Below are 18,676 nucleotides of genomic sequence, written 5' to 3' on the forward strand. Positions count from 1 at the left end.
TTAATGGCTACTGTCAAGTTTACGTTTGAAGATAAAAAAATAGCTCAGCCGATTGTGGTGGAAGGAGTGGCGGAAGGGACCTCGATTTTGGAACTAACCGAAGATCACGATATCCACCTGAATCACAACTGTGGCGGCGTTTGTGCCTGCAGCACCTGCCATGTGTATGTGCTCAAGGGCGAAGACGACCTGGAGGAAATTTCGGACAAAGAAGAAGACTTCATTGACCGGGCCCACAATCCCCGCCTCAATTCCCGTTTGGGTTGCCAATGTGTGATCCTGGACGAAGAAGCTTACATTGAAATCGAGATTCCCGATCAGAGCCGCATCATTGGCCACGAGCACTAACAATGACCAATTTTAACCAGCCCTCAAATCCTCATCATAATGGCATTTGACCAATTTGACAACCTCCCCATCAACTGGGCGGATCACGAAGACATCGCAATGAAACTCTACGAGCGTTTTGGCGATGATTTTCCTGAAGGCAAAATTTACCGCATTCGTTTTACTGAGCTGATCGAATGGATCCTGGAAATTTCCAATTTCGAAGGAACTCGTGAAGGCTGTACCGAAGCGCATTTGGAGCAAATCCAGGCCAAGTGGGTCTACGAATGGCGCGACAACCAATAAACGAGTATGAACCACCTGGAAGTTTTCAGTACCATCCATACCTTCATTTTTGATGTGGACGGCGTGTTGACCAACAACGAAGTGCTCATCACCGAGAATGGGGAGTTGCTGCGCAAAATGAATGTCCGCGATGGGCTGGCCATCAAAATCGCCATCGATAAGGGCTATAAAATTGCCATCATCACGGGTGGGCGCTCCGAAGGTGTCAAAAAACGTCTGGAAGCCTTGGGAATCAAGGACATTTATTCGGGCATCAGCAATAAGTTAGAAGCTTTTGAGGAGTTTGTAGACCTATACGAACTGGATCCGGTAGGCATCCTGTACATGGGCGACGACCTGCCCGATTACCCGGTGATGCGCCGGGTGGGCTTGGCTACCTGTCCCAAAAATTCAGCTCCAGAGCTCTTTCCCATCGTCAATTATGTATCTCCATTGTGCGGCGGCGAAGGTTGCGTGCGGGATGTCATTGAAAAAGTTTTGCGTTTGCAGGGCAAGTGGTCGGAAGATTAAACAAACCAAACGCGCAAAATAAGTAGTCCTAAATAGTACATATTTTGTGCGCATGTCTATATTTGTAGGGACCAGAACTTAAGTGAAGGGATGGTATTCATTGATATTTCACACAAACAGTCCCAATGTCCCTCTTCCGCTTGCTAAGGCTACCCAATTTGTTGATTGTTGCGTTGGTTCAATCCTTGCTCTATTTTCGATTGTTGCTGCCAGCCTTTGAGCAGCAGGGCATTGTCCCACGACTCAATACGCTTGAATTCCTCTTTTTGGTTCTGGCTACGCTCTGTACCACCGCCTGTGGCTATATCATCAATGATTTATACGATTACGAAATGGATTTGCTCAACCGCAAAGAAAAGGTTATCGTTAATGTCAAAATCAGTGCTCAACTCTGCATGTGGGTTTATGCCCTATTGTTTTTTTTGGGTTTTTGGTTGTCCCTTTACTTAGCTTTTCGCATTGGGCAGGTGTACATGATGGGCTTGTATGTGTTGGCCTTTGTGTTGTTGTTTTTGTACACAAAAACCCTTAAAAAGCGGCCTTTGGTAGGCAATATGTTGGTCGCCTTGTTTTGTGCAGGGGTGGCTGGCTTGGTGTGGTTGGCAGAATTGCCAGCTTGGTGGGCTTTGCAGGATATGGCACCACAAACAGCTCAATCTTTACAATCCATCATCAATTGGTATTGCGCTTTTGCTTTTTTCAGCACGATGTTCCGTGAAATCGTCAAAGATTTGGAAGATAAAATTGGGGATGCAGCGGCAGGTTGCCGCACTTTTCCGATTGCAGCGGGTGATCGTTCCGCGAAGTACTTGGCGATGGCTATTGCCTTATTTTTGATGGTGTTGCTGGGGTTTTTATACCTCAATCAAATACCCGGTTTTAGTGACTGGTTTTATCTTGGGGCATTGTTAGGGGTCATTTCACCATTGGTTTATGCCCTTTACCTTTTACAAAGCGCCCAAACGCCCAGCGATTACCACCGCATCAGCAATTTGGCTAAAATAGTCATGCTAGCGGGAGTACTTTTACTACTGATTTAAATAATTCTGAATGAATCCATTGTCCCTAAACATCATCCTGGCTTCTACTTCTCCTCGGCGTAGTCAGCTTCTGCGTGAAGCAGGTTTCAAATTTGAAATCAAAACAACAGAGGTAGAGGAAACATATCCTCCCGAAACCCCAGTTGATGAGGTGGCGGGGTATTTGGCGCGTAAAAAAGCCTATGCTTCCCGCGAGTTTATCCAACAGGATGAGATCATTCTGGCTGCCGATAGTGTGGTCATTTTGGATGGGGTTATTTATGGCAAACCACTCGACGCAGCGGATGCCCGACAGATGTTGCAAAAATTGTCAGGGCAACTGCATCGGGTCATCACGGGGGTTTGTTTGTTGTCCAAAGACCGGGAGAAGGTTTTTTCCGCCGAATCCCGGGTGCAATTTGAGCCTTTGAGCGATATTGAGATTGATTTTTACGTCGAAAAATACCGTCCTTTTGACAAAGCTGGTTCCTATGCCATTCAGGAATGGATCGGGCTTTGTAAAATCTCCAGAATTGAAGGTACTTTTACCAATATTATGGGCTTGCCAGTGGATCAGGTGTACCGGGAGCTACTGGATTTTATATGAAGTTGAGCAGTTGAGAAGGTTTAGGTAGGTTTAGGCTACCGCGAGCGACTTGGACACGACCTTGTCTAAGTCGCTCGCGGTAGCCTAAACCTACCTAAACCTCCCTAAACTTTTTCTTATGCAACAACCCATTGAGGTGCTCCGCCAATATTGGGGACATGAACAATTCAGGCCCCAACAAGAGCACATCATTCAGTCGGTTTTGGAAGGAAGAGATACCCTGGCGCTGTTGCCAACGGGTGGTGGGAAATCCATTTGTTTTCAAGTTCCTGCCCTTTGTCAGGAGGGCATCTGTATTGTCATTTCTCCGCTGATCGCCCTGATGAAAGATCAGGTGCAAAATCTGCAAAAAAAAGGCATCTCCGCACTGGCAATCTACGCTGGGATGGCCTATCGCGATATTGATCGCTTGTTGGACAACTGTGTCCATGGCGATGTAAAATTCCTCTACCTCTCGCCCGAGCGGCTGGTAAGTGACTTGGCACGGGAGCGCATCAAACGCATGAAAGTCTCCTTTTTTGCCGTAGACGAAGCGCATTGTATCTCGCAATGGGGTTATGATTTTCGGCCACCTTACCTCGAAATCGCCAAAATTCGGGAGTATTTCCCCCAGGTTCCCATCATTGCATTGACCGCCACAGCCACCCAGGAGGTGGTGCAAGACATTCAGGCCAAGTTGGCTTTCCGGGATCAGCAGGTTTTCCAATCCAGTTTTGCTCGGTCTAATCTCGCTTACATCGTACGTCCCAGCGAGGCCAAAGAAGAACAACTCGTAGCTATTTTGCAAAAAGTCCCCGGCAGTGGGGTCGTATATGTGCGCAATCGGCGGCGGACCAAAGAGATCGCCCAATTGCTGCAAAAAAAACGCATCTCCGCCGATTTTTACCACGCGGGCCTCACGCCCGATGAGCGTTCGGCCAAACAAGACGCCTGGGTCAGTGGGCGCACCCGGGTGATGGTTAGTACCAATGCTTTCGGGATGGGCATCGATAAGCCGGATGTGCGCACGGTGGTTCACTTGGAATTGCCGGATAGTCTCGAAGCCTACTTTCAGGAAGCGGGGCGAGGCGGGCGCGATGGGCTCAAGTCTTACGCCGTTTTGTTGTACAACCAAAATGACCGCCGCAGCCTGGAATACCAGTATGCGCAAGCTTTCCCGAGCTTGGACGAAGCCCGGCAAGTTTACCGGGCACTAGGCAGTAATTTCCAACTCGCTTTAGGGGGCGGCCAGGGTGAAAGTTATGATTTTGATATCTCCATTTTTTGCCAAAAATTCCAATTGGAGCCAGTACGCACGTTTAATTGCCTCAAATTATTGGAGCAGGAAGGCTGGATTAGTTTGTCCGAGGCGGTTTTTACCCCTTCTACCCTACTGATCAAGGTGGACAAAGAGCGATTGTACGATTACCAAATCAAAAACCGCGAGCTGGATAAAGTATTGAAAATCATTTTGCGCAGTTACCAGGGTGTTTTTTCCAGTTATGTTACATTTAGCGAGAGAAAGTTGGCGGAGTATTGTAAAATTTCATCTGAGCAACTACAACGGGCGCTGGTGCGCATGCAAGAAGACCACATCATTGAATACAACCCTCAAAAAGACAAACCGCAACTGAGTTATTTGCGCGAACGGGTGGATGCTGCCTACCTTACTTTTGACACTCAATTGTACAACTTCCGCAAAACCCGCCACGCGGAGCGCATCCAAAAGGCGATTGCTTACGCGGAGGAAAAAATCTGCCGCAGCCAACAACTGTTGCATTATTTTGGTGAAAAAGACGCCCCGGCTTGTGGCGTTTGTGATGTCTGCCTGGAGCGCAAAAAGCAAAACCTCGATGGAGAAACTTTTGAACGCATTCGCCAAAAAGTTCAACGCCTCTTGGAGCAAGAAGCTCTGCCTGTCAAAGCGGTTGTCGATTCCTTCGCCCCTAAAACACAGCAGCAAGTACTTGAAACGCTCACTTTTATGCAAAACGAGGGTATGCTGATTGAAAAAAACGGTAAACTCCAACTCAAAACATGAAACTGGTCTTCACAGTCACCAATGATTTGTGCTACGATCAACGGATGCAGCGCATTTGTAGCACCCTGAATGCGGAAGGCCATGAGGTGACCCTTGTAGGGCGATTCCGCAAAACATCCCCTCTCCTACCCGCTGCGGACTATCGGCAAATTCGTCTGGTTTGTTGGTTTGACCAAGGAAAACTGTTTTACCTGGAATACAATCTTAGACTATTCTGCTGGCTGTTGCTGCAAAAAAGCTTTGACATCTACACTGGCATCGACCTGGATACTATAATGCCCTGCCTGGGAGTTGCACGTTTAAAAAAGAAAAAATGCTACTACGATGCGCATGAGTACTTCAGTGAGGTGCCCGAGGTAGTTGACCGGCCTTTGACTAAGCGCATCTGGGAGATGGTCGCCCAGGTTTGTATTCCAAAGGTAGATCGGGCGTATACCGTTGGCCCGGCCCTCGCCCAGATTTTCCAGCAGCGCTACGGCATTCACTTTCAGGTTATTCGAAATATGCCCCTTCAAAACAGTAAGACTCCCTCAACTCCTCAACTCCTCAACCCCTCAACTTCACCCATTATCCTCTACCAAGGCGTACTCAATGCTGGCCGGGGCCTGGAAACGGCCATCGCGGCGATGCAAAAAATTGAAGGTGCAACATTATGGTTGGCTGGAGAAGGGGATTTATCGCAGGAACTGCGACAACTGGCGAAGGATTTGCAGGTGGAAAGTAAGGTGCATTTTTTGGGTTATTTGGCCCCGGATAAACTACGTTCAGTCACGCAACAAGCCAGCATTGGATTAAATCTGTTGGAAAACCGCGGCTTGAGTTATTATTACTCGCTGGCGAATAAGGCATTTGATTATGTACAGGCGGGAGTGCCGTCGATTCAAATGAATTTTCCGGAATATTTGGCGCTGCAAGAAGAACACCGGGTTTTTTATTTGATCAATCGTTTGGAGGTGGATGCGCTGGTGCAGGCGATTGTGCACCTTATAGGGGATAATGAGTTGTATTTGGCGCTACAGGAAAGTTGTAAAATAGCGTCGAAGGAATGGTGTTGGGAGCTCGAAAAAGAAAAACTAATTGCAATATATGCTTAAGTGTGCCTTCAGTGCCTTAGGTTTCTTAGGTGGTGAAAAGAACCAATTTTTTCACCACCTAAGAAACCTAAGACACTGAAGATACACCTCAGGAGTTACTCTCTACTCACCACATCCCCTGAACCCGAAACCTTCGAGCTCATCCGTGGCCGCCCCTTGTAATACACATCACCAGAGCCGCTGATGCGCACATCCAGGTTTTCAGTACTGTGAATCGACGTGTTGCCGGAGCCAGAAATCTGGATCGTAGCGGCTTCCACCTGCAAACCAATTGCAGAAATATCCCCAGAACCAGAGACGCTGGAATTCCAGGACTTGGCATTTCCTTTCAAGTTCATGTCACCAGAACCACTGATGCGCACTTCTACATCAGTGGCGTCAAATTCGAGGTTCAGGTTGCCTGAACCAGAAATACCCAAAGCCAGATTGCCCAAGTTTTTGAATGCGGTTTCCCCTTTGATGTCGCCTGAGCCGCTGAGTTTCACTGCGTTCAGTTTAGGCACGGTGATGTACACATTGAATTTGTCGTAGCGGCCTACATTTTCGGTGAAGCGGATCTTCCAATGTTTGTCTACCACTTCTTTGGAGAGCAAACCGATCAGGTTTTCGTGTGATTCTACTTCTATTTTTTGTTCACTGCCTTGGCGCAAGTAAACATTGCCCGAAAAAGTCAGGCTAAATCCCTCAAAGGAAGAAACGTCTAGAGTTTTGCGTACAATGGCGCCTTTGCCTTGTACCCTATTGCCCCAACCCCAGGAGTTTTGGGCGGATATGGATAGGCTAGTCAGTAATAAAGTCAGGGTGAAAAATGAGCTTAATGATTTCATCGAAGTGTTTTTTAGTATTCTCTTTCTGAGATGCTAAAAAGGACGAGTGCCCCCCAGCATAGGTTGCTTTTTTTGCAAAAAATCTTTTGCAAATAATTTTTTTTGGTTAAAACAATCCTAATTTCTTTTCAAAACGAAAGGATTTTTGGCAGTTATGTTAAAGTAAAGTTACACCCCTCACCACGCTTTAAACTGGAGCTTTTCGAGCCAGTCTAATGGACAAATAACCAAAAAATCCTGTTTACTATGAAAAAGATGATTGCTCTGCTGGCGCTGATTGCGCCGATGTTTTTGCTCGGTATTGTTGATGCACAAGCACAAGGCCGCTGGGAATTTTTAGGCAAACGTACCGTCAATTATGGTTTGGATCGCGATGTGATCCCGGTTACCTGGCGCGACGGCGCTTTTGACGGGCTCAAAATTGAAGTCAAAGGAGGTGCTTTGAACATGCGTAAATGTGTGGTTCACTTTGAAAATGGGGGCAAGCAGGAAATCGACTTGCGACACAATTTTGGCCGAGGCAGCGATTCAAAAATATTGGATCTACGCGGCAACAATCGCTTGGTTGAAAAAATCGAATTTTGGTACGACACCAAAAATGCAGCACGCAATAAGGCTACTGTATTCGTCTACGGAAGGCATTAATTCCTAAATATAGTCGGGTTTAAATGGCGAAGGCAAGTTCAGTTCAACTGACTTGCCTTCTTTTGTATCACCTCAAATGGTGTAAATAAGCGAGAATAATTATAGAGCGATTTATGCGTTTAAAATGCATTTACCCCGTTAACGGTGGTGTATTTAAAGCTCAACTTTTTATCTGGATTCACCCGTTTGAAGGCAGATTGGCACATCAAGGTAGCTTCGTGGAAGCCACACAAAATCAGTTTCAACTTGCCTTGATAAGTATTGATGTCACCAATGGCGTACACTCCCGGGATGTTGGTGCTGTAATCCAGGGTATTCACTTCGATGGCATTTTTATCCACGTTCAAACCCCAGCTGCCCAAAGGCCCGAGTTCTGGAGACAAACCAAAAAGTGGAATAAAATAATCCGTTGAACGAATCACTTCCCCTTTTTCTTTGGTATCAATGACCACATCGGTCAACACACCATTGCCACGCAGGCCTGTAGTTTGAGAGTCGGTCAACAAGTCGATCCGGCCGCTGTGGGCCAATTCGTGTACTTTCTCTACTGAATCTGGTGCGCCACGGAAGTCCTTGCGGCGGTGAATCAGGGTCACTTCACTGGCTACTTCGGCCAGGAAAATCGTCCAATCCAGCGCAGAGTCACCTCCACCAGCGATCACTACCCGTTTGTTGCGGTATTTTTCTGGATCCCGAATGATGTAATCGATGCCTTTGTCTTCAAAACGTTCCAGGTTCTCAAGTGGTGGTTTGCGGGGTTCAAAACAACCCAATCCGCCCGCAATGGCGATCACGGGTGCCTGAATTTGGGTGCCTTTGCTAGTAGTCAGTAGAAAGTGACCATTTTCGAGTTGTTCAAACTTTTCAGCCCGCTCGCCCAGGGTAAAGCCGGGCTTAAAAGGTGCAATTTGCTCCATTAGGCGATCAACCAAATCACCGGCCAAAATAGAAGGATACCCGGGGATATCGTAAATCGGCTTTTTTGGATAAATTTCAGCCAATTGACCACCAGGTACTGGCAGTGAATCCACTAAGTGGCAGCGCATTTTCAACAATCCGGCCTCGAATACTGCGAAAAGCCCTACTGGCCCTGCTCCTACAATGAGAATGTCTGTCTGGATCATTTGTTTGGATCAATTTTAACAGAAAAAGTGCACAAATTTACAACGATTATTTGTGTTTGTTGACGAAAAAACCGGGATGTAATCCACATTCCGTTTTTCCAGTTCCTGCCCAGCGACCTTCGCGGCCTTTGCCTTTTTGGGTACAATGGGTACATCCGATTGAGCCGTAACCCTCACTTTCCAGGGGATGCTGAGGCAACTTGAACCAGGTAGACCAGTACAAGTAATCGCCTTCAGTCAGGTCGATCAATGGATGGAATTTTATGATGTCGCCCTGCTGCTCAAAAATGCGCAGGTGCGAACGAAAATCTGTTTGGTACGCCATCAAACCCGAGATCCATACCTTGTGCTCCTCCTTGAGGGGCTCCAATGGAACCACTTTATTGATAGAGCAACACATTTTGGGATGGTCTTTCCACCACTCCTCGTCACGAGTCAGGGCGTTTTGGGATGGGTCAGGAAGAACATCGATTACATTGAGTCGGTACAACTCGGTGAGTTCTTCTTTGTAGGCTAAAGTTTCGGGAAAATGGTAGGTGGTATCGATGAAATATACCTTTTGGCTGGGCCGATGCTCCGAAATCAAGCGAAGCAAAAATGCAGCACTTGCACCAAAAGAAGAAGTCATCAAGACTTCGTTGTCATCGAAAATTTCATACAACTTCTGAATACGCTCCTCAAAATTCAGTGGCTCAAAAATCTCATTCAGGTACTCTACACTATACTCCTCTACGTCGAGTTCAGGAGTAGGTAAGGCTTGTGATGTCGACATGCTATTTGTTGTGTTGAGGGGTTGAGGGGTTGAGGAGTTGAGGAGTTGAGTACCCATCGCTTCGGCTTCGCTCAGCGACCGGGCACTCAACTCCTCAACTCCTCAACTCCTCAACTATCCTATTTTTTTCAAAAATTCAATACAATCTCCCGTACAGTTGCCCCCACATTCACAGCCCGCCATGCCCGTTAGCAAGGTAGAAGTTATTTGATTGAGCATCCGCACTTTATGCGCGAAATCGCCACCGAGGCGATCCCGGATTTCGTTGAGTTTGGGCAGCAGGTCTTCCACTTCTTCAGGCAACGCGGCCTCCAATACCTGGCGGAAACGTTTGGCAAAAGTGGGCGACTGCCCATTCGTTGAAATACCAATTTTCAAAGGTCCGCGGGTCACGATTGATCCGAGGTAAAAATCACAGAGATCAGGGGTATCGGCTACATTGATCAACTTGCCCGCTGCTTTGGCGGCTTGTTGCACCTCGCGATTTAGCTCGGGGATATTCGTTGCGGCAATGATCAGGTCATGCCCCTGAAGATCCTCGACCTGAAAAGCTTTGTGCTGAATCTGCACAAAGTGGGTTTCGAGTTTGCTTAGCAATTTTTCAATCTCCGGGTTTACCCAAGTGGCTACCATTGTAACCTGGGCTTTGGGGCTGCTTTTGAGGATGAACGAGAGTTTTTCGTAGCCTACTTCCCCGGCACCTACAATGAGGGTTCGCAGGGTATGCAGTTTCAAAAAAACCGGATACAACTCGTTTTGCTCCATCTTAGACGCTGATGTGTTCATTGGTAACTTTCCCCTTTTTTGACAAAGCCACATAATTTGGCTCGGCTTGTTTGTATTGAGGGTGCAAAGCTACTACATCTCCAATAACTATAATACCAGGGGAGCTCGCATCAGCCATTGCTACACGTTCAGCCAGGTTGTATACACGCCCCAGAACAACTTTTTCCTCGGGCGTAGAACCATTTTGAACAACCATTGCCGGTGTATCCTTTTTGCCAAGGGCCGCATAAATGTTCATGATGTCCCCGAGCTTGCGCATGCCCATCAAGATGACCGCAGTGGCACTCGACTGAGCCGCCAGTTCTACATCTTTGGAGATGCTGCCCGAGCGGGTTGTACCCGTTACCACCCAAAAACTTTCATTGATGCCCCGACAAGTTACCGGGACGCCTTGCAGGCCAGGAACGGCGATGCAGGAAGAAAGCCCTGGAACGATGTCCACTTTGATGCCAAACATGGCCGCATGTGCCATTTCTTCATAGCCACGGCCAAAAACGAAGGGGTCACCACCTTTCAGGCGTACTACGTGGCCATGGTTCATGGCGTATTCTACCAACATCCAGTTGATGTCTTCCTGAGGGTGAGTGTGTTTGGAAGCACGTTTGCCTACATCCACTAGTATAGCCCCAGGGCGCACCATGTCGAGCACGTCGTCGCTTACCAGGGCGTCGTAGAGCACGACGTCGGCTTGCTGGAGTGCTTTCCAGGCTTTGATCGTGAGCAGTTCTGGATCACCAGGACCTGCACCAACGAGGGTTATTTTGGGTATGATGGGAGTGTTCATGTTTGATCTAGCTGTCTGGCCCACGACTAAAGTCATGGGTTGCAGGGTTAAACGGTTAAAGCCGTGGGTTAAGCGCGGTAGTAATCGCCAACTACCTTTTTGTCAATGCCGTTGCTTTCTTCCAGTTGAGCTCCGCGCTGTGCGATGACTGAGTGTACAAAAGCATCCGCTTGAGCAACGTAGTCGCTGGCGAAGTTTTCTTCAGGCTCGTATTGGTTGATTTGCAAAACCGTTGCAGTGAAATCCTTCAGCAGGGTGTAATCGCCCGTTGCTACGTAGTGGGTTTGGAAATCGTCGATGACGCCTTTTTGGGTGTTGCACTTCACATCTTTGCTCAGCAACATCCCTTTAGCAGCCACTACAAAAGCAGCGTAGCTGGAATAAATGGCATCCGACCACAAGCCCTGCTCCAGGGATTCTTTAGCCACCGCAATTTTGTCAATGGCGTCTTTGAGGATCACCCCAACCATGTCCAGCATGACCCCGGCGCACTCGCCTACCCCAATTTCCTGCTTGTACAGGCGATCTTGGCCCCAGTCGAAATAGTCGCCCTGAGTCAGGGTTTTGAGATCGGCCAATGGTTTTAGCAGTGCGTAGAAGTACTTGTCGCCCTGGCGCAGGAAATAATCGTTGTAGTATTCTCCTTCGCCCCCATTTTTTTCAAAGTCATCCAAGACGTATCTTACCACGTCGGGGATACGTTTGGTGGGTACTTTGACAATTTTGTCGGCGATGAAGCCGCGCCCATCAGGGGCAACTCCACCGCCCAAAACGACCTGCATAGCTGGAATAACCAAATCCCCGTGTTTGAATGAACTGCCGTGGAAACCCAAATTGGCAGCCATGTGCTGGCCGCAGGCGTTCATACAACCACTTATTTTTATTTTAAAAAACTTCTCGTCGATCAATTCAGGGTATTCTTCCCGGATCAATTCTTCCAAAATTCTGGACAAGCCAGTACTGTTCGTTACCCCCAGTGCACAAGTATCGGTGCCTGGACAAGCGGTAATGTCAGCAGTAGAATCAGCACCAGGCAAAGCCAAACCTAATTCATGTAATTTATTGAATACCAATGGCAATGCTTCGGGACGCACAAACTTCAGCAATATGCCTTGGTTAATGGTGAATCGAATGTCGTCCGCAGTGTATTGTTTGATGACCTCGGCGAGAGCACGCGCCTTATCGGAAGGTAAATCACCCAATACTACGCGAACATATACGCCATAATATCCCTTTTGTTTTTGTTCAAAAGTATTGGTGCGCTTCCATTCCTGGTACCAGTGTTCGTCTACGGGGGCTACCTCAGCGGGGATGATGCCTTGTCCAATTGGCGCTTCTTCGGGCACCAGGTTGCGATCAATGGCAACCGTTTTATTTTTCAGCGCTTTCCATTCTTGAGTTACCAGTTCCATCCAGGCTTCAAAACCGAGTTTTTGGATGAGGAACTTCATGCGCGCCTTCATGCGTTTTTCACGTTCGCCGTGGCGGTCAAATACCCGCAGACCAGCTTCCATGAAAGGAATGATTTGCTCTTCCGCCAAAAATTCGTAGGCTACTAAACCAGTAATCGCTTGGGCACCCAGACCACCACCGACCAGTACTTTGAAGCCACGTTGCTCCTGGCCATCCACCACTTGTACTTTGGGGATGAAACCATAATCGTGGAAATAAGTGAAGGCAGAATCTTCTTCGCTGGAAGAAAAAGCAATTTTGATTTTGCGGCCCATTTCCTGGCAGATCGGGTTGCGCAAAAAGTATTGGAAAGATGCTTCCGCATAAGGGGAAACATCAAATGGTTCTTTTGGGTCGATCCCGGCAGTAGGAGAAGCAGTGAAATTCCGTACGGTGTTGCCACAAGCTTCACGCGCGGTGAGGTTCATTTGCGCCAATTCTGTCCATACTTTGGGAGAATTCGCCAGTTTCACATAGTGCAACTGGATGTTTTGGCGGGTAGTAATGTGCAGGTTACCCGTAGCATAACGATCCGATACATCCGCAATACGCACCAATTGATCCGCATTGATGCGGCCATAAGGCAATTTTAGGCGAAACATTTGTACACCTTCCTGGCGTTGGCCATACACACCCCTGGTCAGGCGATACAAGCGGAAGCGCTCGGTATCTTCTTTGCCCCGCTGAAAATCGTGGATGCGGCGCTCCAATTCCTGGATGTCTTTTTGATCAGCTGCATTTACGGTAGAAAAATCGTGTTCGTAATTGCTCATGGTTTTTGTGTATGGCCCACGACGAATCTATCGTGGAGTGGTTTGGATTAAAAAAAGCCCTGTCGGGTACAATCCGGCAGGGCTTTTTATGCTAAAGGACAATATATGTACACATCAAGCTATACCCCTGCCAGTCGGCTGCAACAGCACGCACAACAACAACCCATCGTTGGATTATTCAGTGTGGACAGTGGCTTGGATATTGCGAGCATATTTTTGTGTTTTGGGCCAGTCGCATCGCAATTTGTTTGACTATCGTGTCTTTGCTTGCACTAGCGTGATTTCACAGTGCAAGTATAGGGGCATTTTTTTTCTCGTGCAATTATTTTAAGGAAATTTTATCATTTTTTTGATGTCAAAATACTTGAACATATATTCATATGTCCCTTTAATCGTGGATTTTGTACATTGAGAGTGCTATTAAACACTCTCAATGTAACTTATTTGATTACAAAATCACTTTAATCGTTTCACTACCGCCAGTGGTTGGATGAATTTGCCCGTCAAGTTGGAGTTGCGGGTATTGATCCCGGTTTCTGCCAGAATTTTATGGGCTTGCTCGGTGGTCAACTTAGGGTCAATACTTTTCATCAAACCCAGCAAACCTGCTACATATGGTGTAGCCATGGAAGTGCCGTTGTACGTCTCATAGCGGTTGTTGGGGATGGTGGAATAAATGCCTACCCCGGGAGCAGCAACCCCAAATGGAATGTCTTGAACAAAATTGGAGAATTCCGCGCGGTTGAGGTCGTTATCCACCGCAGAGACACCAATGACACCTTTGGAATTGACAGGGCTGAATTGGGCAGCATTGCGATTGGAGTTTCCGGCAGCAACCACGACGATTGCACCTTTATTATTGGCGTACTTGACCGCTTTGTCGTAGGCTTTTTGCCGACTTTGGTTACTCGGGCCGCCGAGCGACAGCGAGATCACATCCGCATTGGCATCCGCTGCTTTGATGATGCCATCAATGATGGTTTGTTGGGTGCCGAAACCTTGATCGCCCAATACTTTTACACTGGTGATGGTGGTAAAGCGGTTGTCGCGGGAATAAGAGGCCACCCCTACCCCATTGTTGGATACTGCTCCGGCGATGCCTGCGCAGTGGGTACCATGCCCTTTGAGGTCACGATTGGATGCGGCGTCAATGGATTTAAAATTGGCTTTGAGGTCTTCGTGGTTGCCATCTACTCCGGTATCCAGTATGGCAATTAGGGCCTTGCGCACGGGTTGCACCTTATTTTGATCCAGATAATCGTACAACTGATCCATTTGCATGCGCTCGAAGCCCCAGAGGTTGGCGACACCAGGGTCGTTGATCCCGAATTTGGAAGGCAATTTCGTGGGGTTTTCGGCTTTGCGCAGCGGCTCTATCTGGATGAGTTCGTTTTCTTCAGTCCATAGCACCGCGCTGGAACGGCTCAGTCGTTGCTCAATGCGCACGACATTTTTAGCCTTTGCATCTGGAATATCAACCAGGTAATAATTATCGAGTTCCGTAGAGCTAGCGTCTTTGGGGAAAAAGGCCCGCCGCAGGTTCAGTCCGTATTTTTTGGAGATTTTATCCAATTCCGCCACCTGATGCCCTTCTTTTAACTCCAACAAAATTTCACCTTGAGCGTCCAGTGGAATCTGGTTGTGGTAAGGGAAAGTGGTACTTACAAATTGACGGTAGAACCAAAATAAGGCAACGCCTGCCAAAAGGACCCCTACCCAAAAACCTTTGCTCCAACCAGCCATGCGGCTGAAGATCGCCCCGAATACCCCCAAAAAGAGCATATCCCGAAAAACCGTCTGAAACTTGTACACCATCGGCGCAGCTGCCGTCACCATACTAATAGAGTACAATACCAGCGCCAAAAACATCAAACGGCTAAAATATTTTTCAGCCAATTCGCGCTTTAAAGCGAACCAAAGTGCCAATGCCACGAAGGCTACGGCAAAACTCAGACCATATAACGCGATCATAGTCAGGATTTAAATTTGGGTGAAATTTAAGCTTTTCCACCTTACCATGCCACTCTATTTGGGAATAATCGCCCAACGGACATTCTCCAGGGATAAAACCTTTCTTTTCAACCGATCCTGAACCGAATATGTTTGTTTCTGGCAAGTCTGTGATAAATATTACAGCCTAGTGCATGAAATCATCAGTAGTATTGCACGCTACCTTGCACTACATATGCATAGCTTGATTAAATTTGCGCACAATTCCGCAAAGAGCATGTCTAAAGTTTTTAGATATGCTCTAAGGACATAAAAACAGTGAACAATGGCAAACACAGCAGAACATCTGCACTGCGTCATCATCGGTTCCGGACCAGCCGGGTACACCGCCGCCGTCTATGCGGCCAGAGCCAACATGAACCCCGTACTATTCACCGGTAAAGACCCCGGTGGTCAGTTGATGATCACCAACGATGTCGAAAACTATCCTGGATATCCCACTGGCATCATGGGGCCCGAAATGATGGAAGATTTCCGCAAACAAGCAGAGCGTTTTGGGACTCAGATTCGTTACGAAATGATCACCAAGGTGGACTTGAGTGGTCCAGTACACAAAATCTGGACGGAAGCTGAGCAGGAAATTCACGCTGATGCGGTCATCATTGCCACCGGTGCCACTGCCAAATGGCTGGGCCTGGAGTCGGAGAAAAAATTCTGGAGCAAAGGGGTATCTGCCTGCGCCGTGTGTGATGGTTTCTTTTTCCGCGGACAAGAAGTGGCGGTTGTAGGTGGCGGCGATACTGCTGCCGAGGAAGCCACCTATCTGGCCAAACTCTGCCCTAAAGTACACCTGATCGTACGCCGTGATCAGCTGCGCGCCTCGAAAATTATGCAGGAAAGAGTTTTAAATGCTGAGAATATCGTTATACATTGGAACTCCGAAACGTTGGAAGTCCTCGGTGAAAACGAGGTTGAGGGCGTAAAACTCCTCAACAACAAAACGGGTGAAACATCCGTGATTCCGGTCAAAGGATTTTTTGTAGCCATCGGCCACCAACCGAATACCGATATTTTTAAAGGTTGGTTGGACATGGATGAAACTGGTTACCTCAAAACGGTACCAGGTCGTACCCTAACCAATATAGAAGGAGTTTTCGCCAGTGGCGATGCCCAAGACAACGTATACCGCCAAGCTGTAACTGCGGCTGGAACCGGGTGTATGGCTGCATTGGACGCAGAGCGTTATTTGGCCGCCAAAGGAGTTATTTAAAGTTGAGAAGTTGAGAAGGTTGAGGGAGGTTGAGGCTACCGCCGTGACTTAGACACAAGCTTTGTCAAAATCGCTGCGGTAGCCTCAACCTCCCTCAACTTCCCTCAACCTTCCTCAACTCAACCACAAAACACAAACACTTTAACCATGTCAACAGCTACCCGTTTTCGCGCTGGGGTACTCTTTGGAGAAGAAGTAACCGAGTTGCTGAATTATGCCAATGAAAACAACTTTGCATTGCCAGCCGTCAATGTAATTGGCACCAACTCTGTCAATGCCGTTTTGGAAACTGCTCGTGATGTCAACTCACCAGTGATCATTCAGTTTTCCAATGGTGGCGCTTCTTTTTTTGCAGGAAAAGGCGTAAGCAACTCCGGCCAAAAGGCTTCCATTATTGGCGGTATTTCCGGTGCGATGCACGTTCATCAGGTGGCAGAGGCATACGGCATACCGGTGATTTTGCACACTGACCACTGTGCAAAAAATATTTTGCCCTGGATTGACGGCTTGCTCGATGCCAGCGAAAAACATTTTGCCGCTACCGGTCAGCCATTGTACAGCTCACACATGCTCGACTTGTCGGAGGAACCGCTGCATGAGAACATCGAAATCTGCGTGGAATACTTCAAGCGGATGGCTAAAATGGGCATGACCCTGGAAATTGAATTGGGGGTAACTGGAGGCGAAGAAGACGGTGTGGATAACTCGGACGTGGACAACTCCAAACTTTACACTCAACCAGAAGAAGTAGATTACGCCTATCAGCACCTGAAAGCAGTCAGCCCCAACTTCACCATTGCAGCTGCCTTCGGTAACGTACACGGCGTATACAAACCCGGCAACGTACAGCTGACCCCCAAAATCCTGAAAAACTCTCAGGATTTCATCAAAGCCAAACACAACCTGAGTGGTGATACTCCCGTTAACTTTGTATTCCACGGCGGTTCCGGTTCTTCTCGTGCAGAAATCCGCGAGGCGATCGAGTACGGTGCCATCAAAATGAACATCGACACCGATATTCAATGGGCATACTGGGCTGGCGTGAAGGATTATTACGTGAAAAATGAAGGTTACCTCCAGGGCCAAATCGGCAATCCCGAAGGTGACGACAAGCCAAATAAAAAATTCTACGATCCACGCGTATGGCTACGGGAAGGGGAAAAAAGCCTCATCTCACGCCTGAAAGTTGCATTTGAGGATTTGAATTGTATCAACCGCAACGTTTAAAGTGAAAAGTGAAGAGTGAAAAATGAAAAGCAGGAAGGACATTGGTTTTCCTGTGTACCATTTTACTCTTCACTCTTCACTCTTCACTTCATCTTATGCTTCGACTCACCACCCTCTTCCTCTTCTTAGCGCTTAGCGCCTGCCAAAATACCGGGAATAAAGAAACGGATTGTCAAACCAAACCACAAGCCATGTTGCGGGAAGGCATGCGGGGCGTAGCGGAACACCAATTTAAAGTAAGTGGGATTGAAAGTGAAGAATTTGTCAAGTTTGCCAATGGTAAAACGCTGACGATTCTGCAAAGTGGTTGTGAAAAAATTCGCCAGGAATTTCGTTTTGAGCTGAAAGAGAAACCCAGCCAGGACGATGCTGCCTTTTGGACCGATCAGGCCATTTTGAATTTGGCAGCTTTGGCAGTTTTGGATCCACAACTCATGCCATTGAGCAATTGGGTCATGATGATCAGGGCGCAAAAAGATGACATTCGCCTCGCCGAAACCAAAGTTTTGGAAGGTGGCTTTTACACCAAAATCGACCGCATCACCAGCAATGACAGGGTTTACCTGATCATTGTCCTTTCCAATTATTCAACTTAGGCATTTTTCGTTCGTCGAAAAAACCAAAGCACTCACAATCAGTTAGTTGTAGCTAAAATCAATATTACTTTTATATTTTTAGAGATAAAAAATATTCATAATCAACTATCTATCAAATTTTTAAGCAAAAAAATGATAGACTTTAGCAAAACCGGAACTGACAAATTTGCACTTGAAAAACTTGACTTCGGCTCTGGCTTTCCCTAATTTTGAGGAAGTTTTTAATCGCAGGCTTATCTACAAATTTGATTAAGCGAATCGTCGGGAAATGCAGTATTCAACCACACCTAGCAACCCAATAGTGTCCTACCTGAGTCAACGATCTTCAATTTCGTTGTGCAACTGGCCTATCGTTGGGAATTTTCCTGATCATCCTACGGAATAATCACTATTTCATTTGAGGCTCCCGTAACCGTCTCCTATCCAGGATGACGCTGTTATGCCACCATATTAAGTATCAGTAAGTTAGTAAATTCGCTCCGCTACCCAACCAGGTCAGCGGAGTTTTTGTTTTGTATATGGACTAATTAGTGGGGCAAAAATAAGTGTTCATTTTTCCTGAGTCAAAGGATTAGATAAGAAACTTA

Annotated in this window: 18 protein-coding genes; 11 read left to right on the forward strand and 7 right to left on the reverse strand. The window is 47.3% G+C overall.

All coding sequences use genetic code 11. From position 1 onward, the window contains the following. Positions 1-3: 3 nt before the first annotated feature. The 7 genes from ACEW9O_RS11625 to ACEW9O_RS11655 all read left to right on the forward strand — a co-directional run bounded on the left by ACEW9O_RS11625 (position 4) and on the right by ACEW9O_RS11655 (position 5,883). Positions 4-348 (forward strand): 2Fe-2S iron-sulfur cluster-binding protein, encoded by a 345-nt coding sequence (locus ACEW9O_RS11625; RefSeq protein ID WP_373550329.1) that lies wholly within the window; start codon positions 4-6, stop codon positions 346-348. Between the two features lie 39 nt (positions 349-387). Then, on the forward strand, positions 388-633 hold the full coding sequence (gene iscX, locus ACEW9O_RS11630) for a Fe-S cluster assembly protein IscX (RefSeq protein WP_373550330.1): 246 nt from the start codon (positions 388-390) through the stop codon (positions 631-633). 6 nt (positions 634-639) lie between these two features. Continuing rightward, entirely contained in the window at positions 640-1,143 is a 504-nt protein-coding gene (locus tag ACEW9O_RS11635) for a KdsC family phosphatase (protein WP_373550331.1), read from the forward strand. A 125-nt stretch (positions 1,144-1,268) separates the two neighbouring features. Then, a complete protein-coding gene (locus ACEW9O_RS11640; protein ID WP_373550332.1) occupies positions 1,269-2,183 on the forward strand; it encodes a geranylgeranylglycerol-phosphate geranylgeranyltransferase in 915 nt (304 codons plus the stop codon). A gap of 10 nt (positions 2,184-2,193) precedes the next feature. Next, entirely contained in the window at positions 2,194-2,769 is a 576-nt protein-coding gene (locus ACEW9O_RS11645) for a Maf family nucleotide pyrophosphatase (RefSeq protein WP_373550333.1), read from the forward strand. Positions 2,770-2,887: 118 nt separating this feature from the next. After that, on the forward strand, positions 2,888-4,789 hold the full coding sequence (locus tag ACEW9O_RS11650; protein ID WP_373550334.1) for an ATP-dependent DNA helicase RecQ: 1,902 nt from the start codon (positions 2,888-2,890) through the stop codon (positions 4,787-4,789). Then, positions 4,786-5,883, forward strand: a complete 1,098-nt coding sequence (locus ACEW9O_RS11655; RefSeq protein WP_373550335.1) for a glycosyltransferase family 4 protein — start codon at positions 4,786-4,788, stop codon at positions 5,881-5,883. Before ACEW9O_RS11650 ends, ACEW9O_RS11655 begins: the two co-directional genes overlap by 4 nt. A 95-nt stretch (positions 5,884-5,978) precedes the next feature. Here the strand turns inward: ACEW9O_RS11655 and ACEW9O_RS11660 are convergent, their stop codons facing one another. Further along, positions 5,979-6,710 (reverse strand): head GIN domain-containing protein, encoded by a 732-nt coding sequence (locus ACEW9O_RS11660; protein WP_373550336.1) that lies wholly within the window; start codon positions 6,708-6,710, stop codon positions 5,979-5,981. A 246-nt stretch (positions 6,711-6,956) separates the two neighbouring features. Here ACEW9O_RS11660 and ACEW9O_RS11665 point away from each other — a divergent pair, with 246 nt between their 5' ends. Next, positions 6,957-7,355 carry a hypothetical protein gene (locus tag ACEW9O_RS11665; protein WP_373550337.1) on the forward strand — a complete coding sequence of 133 codons (399 nt, stop codon included), beginning with the start codon at positions 6,957-6,959 and terminating at the stop codon, positions 7,353-7,355. Positions 7,356-7,474: 119 nt separating this feature from the next. On the opposite strand, the gene ACEW9O_RS11670 is transcribed toward ACEW9O_RS11665, so the two are convergent. The 6 genes from ACEW9O_RS11670 to ACEW9O_RS11695 form a co-directional block, all read right to left on the reverse strand. Beyond that, entirely contained in the window at positions 7,475-8,479 is a 1,005-nt protein-coding gene (locus tag ACEW9O_RS11670) for an NAD(P)/FAD-dependent oxidoreductase (protein WP_373550338.1), read from the reverse strand. Positions 8,480-8,525: 46 nt separating this feature from the next. Next, positions 8,526-9,251, reverse strand: coding sequence for a phosphoadenylyl-sulfate reductase (locus tag ACEW9O_RS11675; RefSeq protein WP_373550339.1), 726 nt, complete (start codon positions 9,249-9,251; stop codon positions 8,526-8,528). Positions 9,252-9,365: 114 nt separating this feature from the next. Continuing rightward, positions 9,366-10,037, reverse strand: a complete 672-nt coding sequence (locus tag ACEW9O_RS11680; protein ID WP_373550340.1) for a bifunctional precorrin-2 dehydrogenase/sirohydrochlorin ferrochelatase — start codon at positions 10,035-10,037, stop codon at positions 9,366-9,368. After that, positions 10,018-10,821 carry a uroporphyrinogen-III C-methyltransferase gene (gene cobA, locus ACEW9O_RS11685; RefSeq protein WP_373550341.1) on the reverse strand — a complete coding sequence of 268 codons (804 nt, stop codon included), beginning with the start codon at positions 10,819-10,821 and terminating at the stop codon, positions 10,018-10,020. The genes ACEW9O_RS11680 and cobA overlap by 20 nt, the downstream gene beginning before the upstream one ends. A 68-nt stretch (positions 10,822-10,889) precedes the next feature. Beyond that, a complete protein-coding gene (locus ACEW9O_RS11690) occupies positions 10,890-13,046 on the reverse strand; it encodes a nitrite reductase (RefSeq protein ID WP_373550342.1) in 2,157 nt (718 codons plus the stop codon). Positions 13,047-13,502: 456 nt separating this feature from the next. Next, positions 13,503-15,017 carry a S8 family serine peptidase gene (locus tag ACEW9O_RS11695; protein WP_373550343.1) on the reverse strand — a complete coding sequence of 505 codons (1,515 nt, stop codon included), beginning with the start codon at positions 15,015-15,017 and terminating at the stop codon, positions 13,503-13,505. Between the two features lie 304 nt (positions 15,018-15,321). Here ACEW9O_RS11695 and trxB point away from each other — a divergent pair, with 304 nt between their 5' ends. From trxB to ACEW9O_RS11710, 3 genes are all read left to right on the forward strand, one after another. Continuing rightward, complete coding sequence (trxB, locus tag ACEW9O_RS11700) at positions 15,322-16,266, forward strand: thioredoxin-disulfide reductase (protein WP_373550344.1); 945 nt, start codon at positions 15,322-15,324, stop codon at positions 16,264-16,266. A gap of 147 nt (positions 16,267-16,413) precedes the next feature. Continuing rightward, entirely contained in the window at positions 16,414-17,493 is a 1,080-nt protein-coding gene (fbaA, locus tag ACEW9O_RS11705; protein ID WP_373550345.1) for a class II fructose-bisphosphate aldolase, read from the forward strand. Between the two features lie 95 nt (positions 17,494-17,588). Next, the gene (locus ACEW9O_RS11710) at positions 17,589-18,089 is read left to right on the forward strand and encodes a hypothetical protein (protein ID WP_373550346.1); all 501 of its coding nucleotides are present in this window, start codon (positions 17,589-17,591) and stop codon (positions 18,087-18,089) included. Positions 18,090-18,676 lie beyond the last annotated feature (587 nt).

The organism is Haliscomenobacter sp. (assembly GCF_041740695.1).
Classification (GTDB): Bacteria; Bacteroidota; Bacteroidia; order Chitinophagales; family Saprospiraceae; genus Haliscomenobacter.

Excerpts from the sequence above, each read along its gene's own strand:
- fbaA (WP_373550345.1), top strand. The coding sequence starts at position 16,414 with ATGTCAACAGCTACCCGTTTTCGCGCTGGGGTACTCTTTGGAGAAGAA.
- ACEW9O_RS11670 (WP_373550338.1), bottom strand. The coding sequence starts at position 8,479 with ATGATCCAGACAGACATTCTCATTGTAGGAGCAGGGCCAGTAGGGCTT.
- iscX (WP_373550330.1), top strand. The coding sequence starts at position 388 with ATGGCATTTGACCAATTTGACAACCTCCCCATCAACTGGGCGGATCAC.
- trxB (WP_373550344.1), top strand. The coding sequence starts at position 15,322 with ATGGCAAACACAGCAGAACATCTGCACTGCGTCATCATCGGTTCCGGA.
- ACEW9O_RS11640 (WP_373550332.1), top strand. The coding sequence starts at position 1,269 with ATGTCCCTCTTCCGCTTGCTAAGGCTACCCAATTTGTTGATTGTTGCG.
- ACEW9O_RS11680 (WP_373550340.1), bottom strand. The coding sequence starts at position 10,037 with ATGAACACATCAGCGTCTAAGATGGAGCAAAACGAGTTGTATCCGGTT.
- ACEW9O_RS11660 (WP_373550336.1), bottom strand. The coding sequence starts at position 6,710 with ATGAAATCATTAAGCTCATTTTTCACCCTGACTTTATTACTGACTAGC.
- ACEW9O_RS11695 (WP_373550343.1), bottom strand. The coding sequence starts at position 15,017 with ATGATCGCGTTATATGGTCTGAGTTTTGCCGTAGCCTTCGTGGCATTG.
- ACEW9O_RS11635 (WP_373550331.1), top strand. The coding sequence starts at position 640 with ATGAACCACCTGGAAGTTTTCAGTACCATCCATACCTTCATTTTTGAT.
- ACEW9O_RS11665 (WP_373550337.1), top strand. The coding sequence starts at position 6,957 with ATGAAAAAGATGATTGCTCTGCTGGCGCTGATTGCGCCGATGTTTTTG.
- cobA (WP_373550341.1), bottom strand. The coding sequence starts at position 10,821 with ATGAACACTCCCATCATACCCAAAATAACCCTCGTTGGTGCAGGTCCT.
- ACEW9O_RS11690 (WP_373550342.1), bottom strand. The coding sequence starts at position 13,046 with ATGAGCAATTACGAACACGATTTTTCTACCGTAAATGCAGCTGATCAA.
- ACEW9O_RS11625 (WP_373550329.1), top strand. The coding sequence starts at position 4 with ATGGCTACTGTCAAGTTTACGTTTGAAGATAAAAAAATAGCTCAGCCG.
- ACEW9O_RS11650 (WP_373550334.1), top strand. The coding sequence starts at position 2,888 with ATGCAACAACCCATTGAGGTGCTCCGCCAATATTGGGGACATGAACAA.
- ACEW9O_RS11645 (WP_373550333.1), top strand. The coding sequence starts at position 2,194 with ATGAATCCATTGTCCCTAAACATCATCCTGGCTTCTACTTCTCCTCGG.
- ACEW9O_RS11655 (WP_373550335.1), top strand. The coding sequence starts at position 4,786 with ATGAAACTGGTCTTCACAGTCACCAATGATTTGTGCTACGATCAACGG.
- ACEW9O_RS11675 (WP_373550339.1), bottom strand. The coding sequence starts at position 9,251 with ATGTCGACATCACAAGCCTTACCTACTCCTGAACTCGACGTAGAGGAG.
- ACEW9O_RS11710 (WP_373550346.1), top strand. The coding sequence starts at position 17,589 with ATGCTTCGACTCACCACCCTCTTCCTCTTCTTAGCGCTTAGCGCCTGC.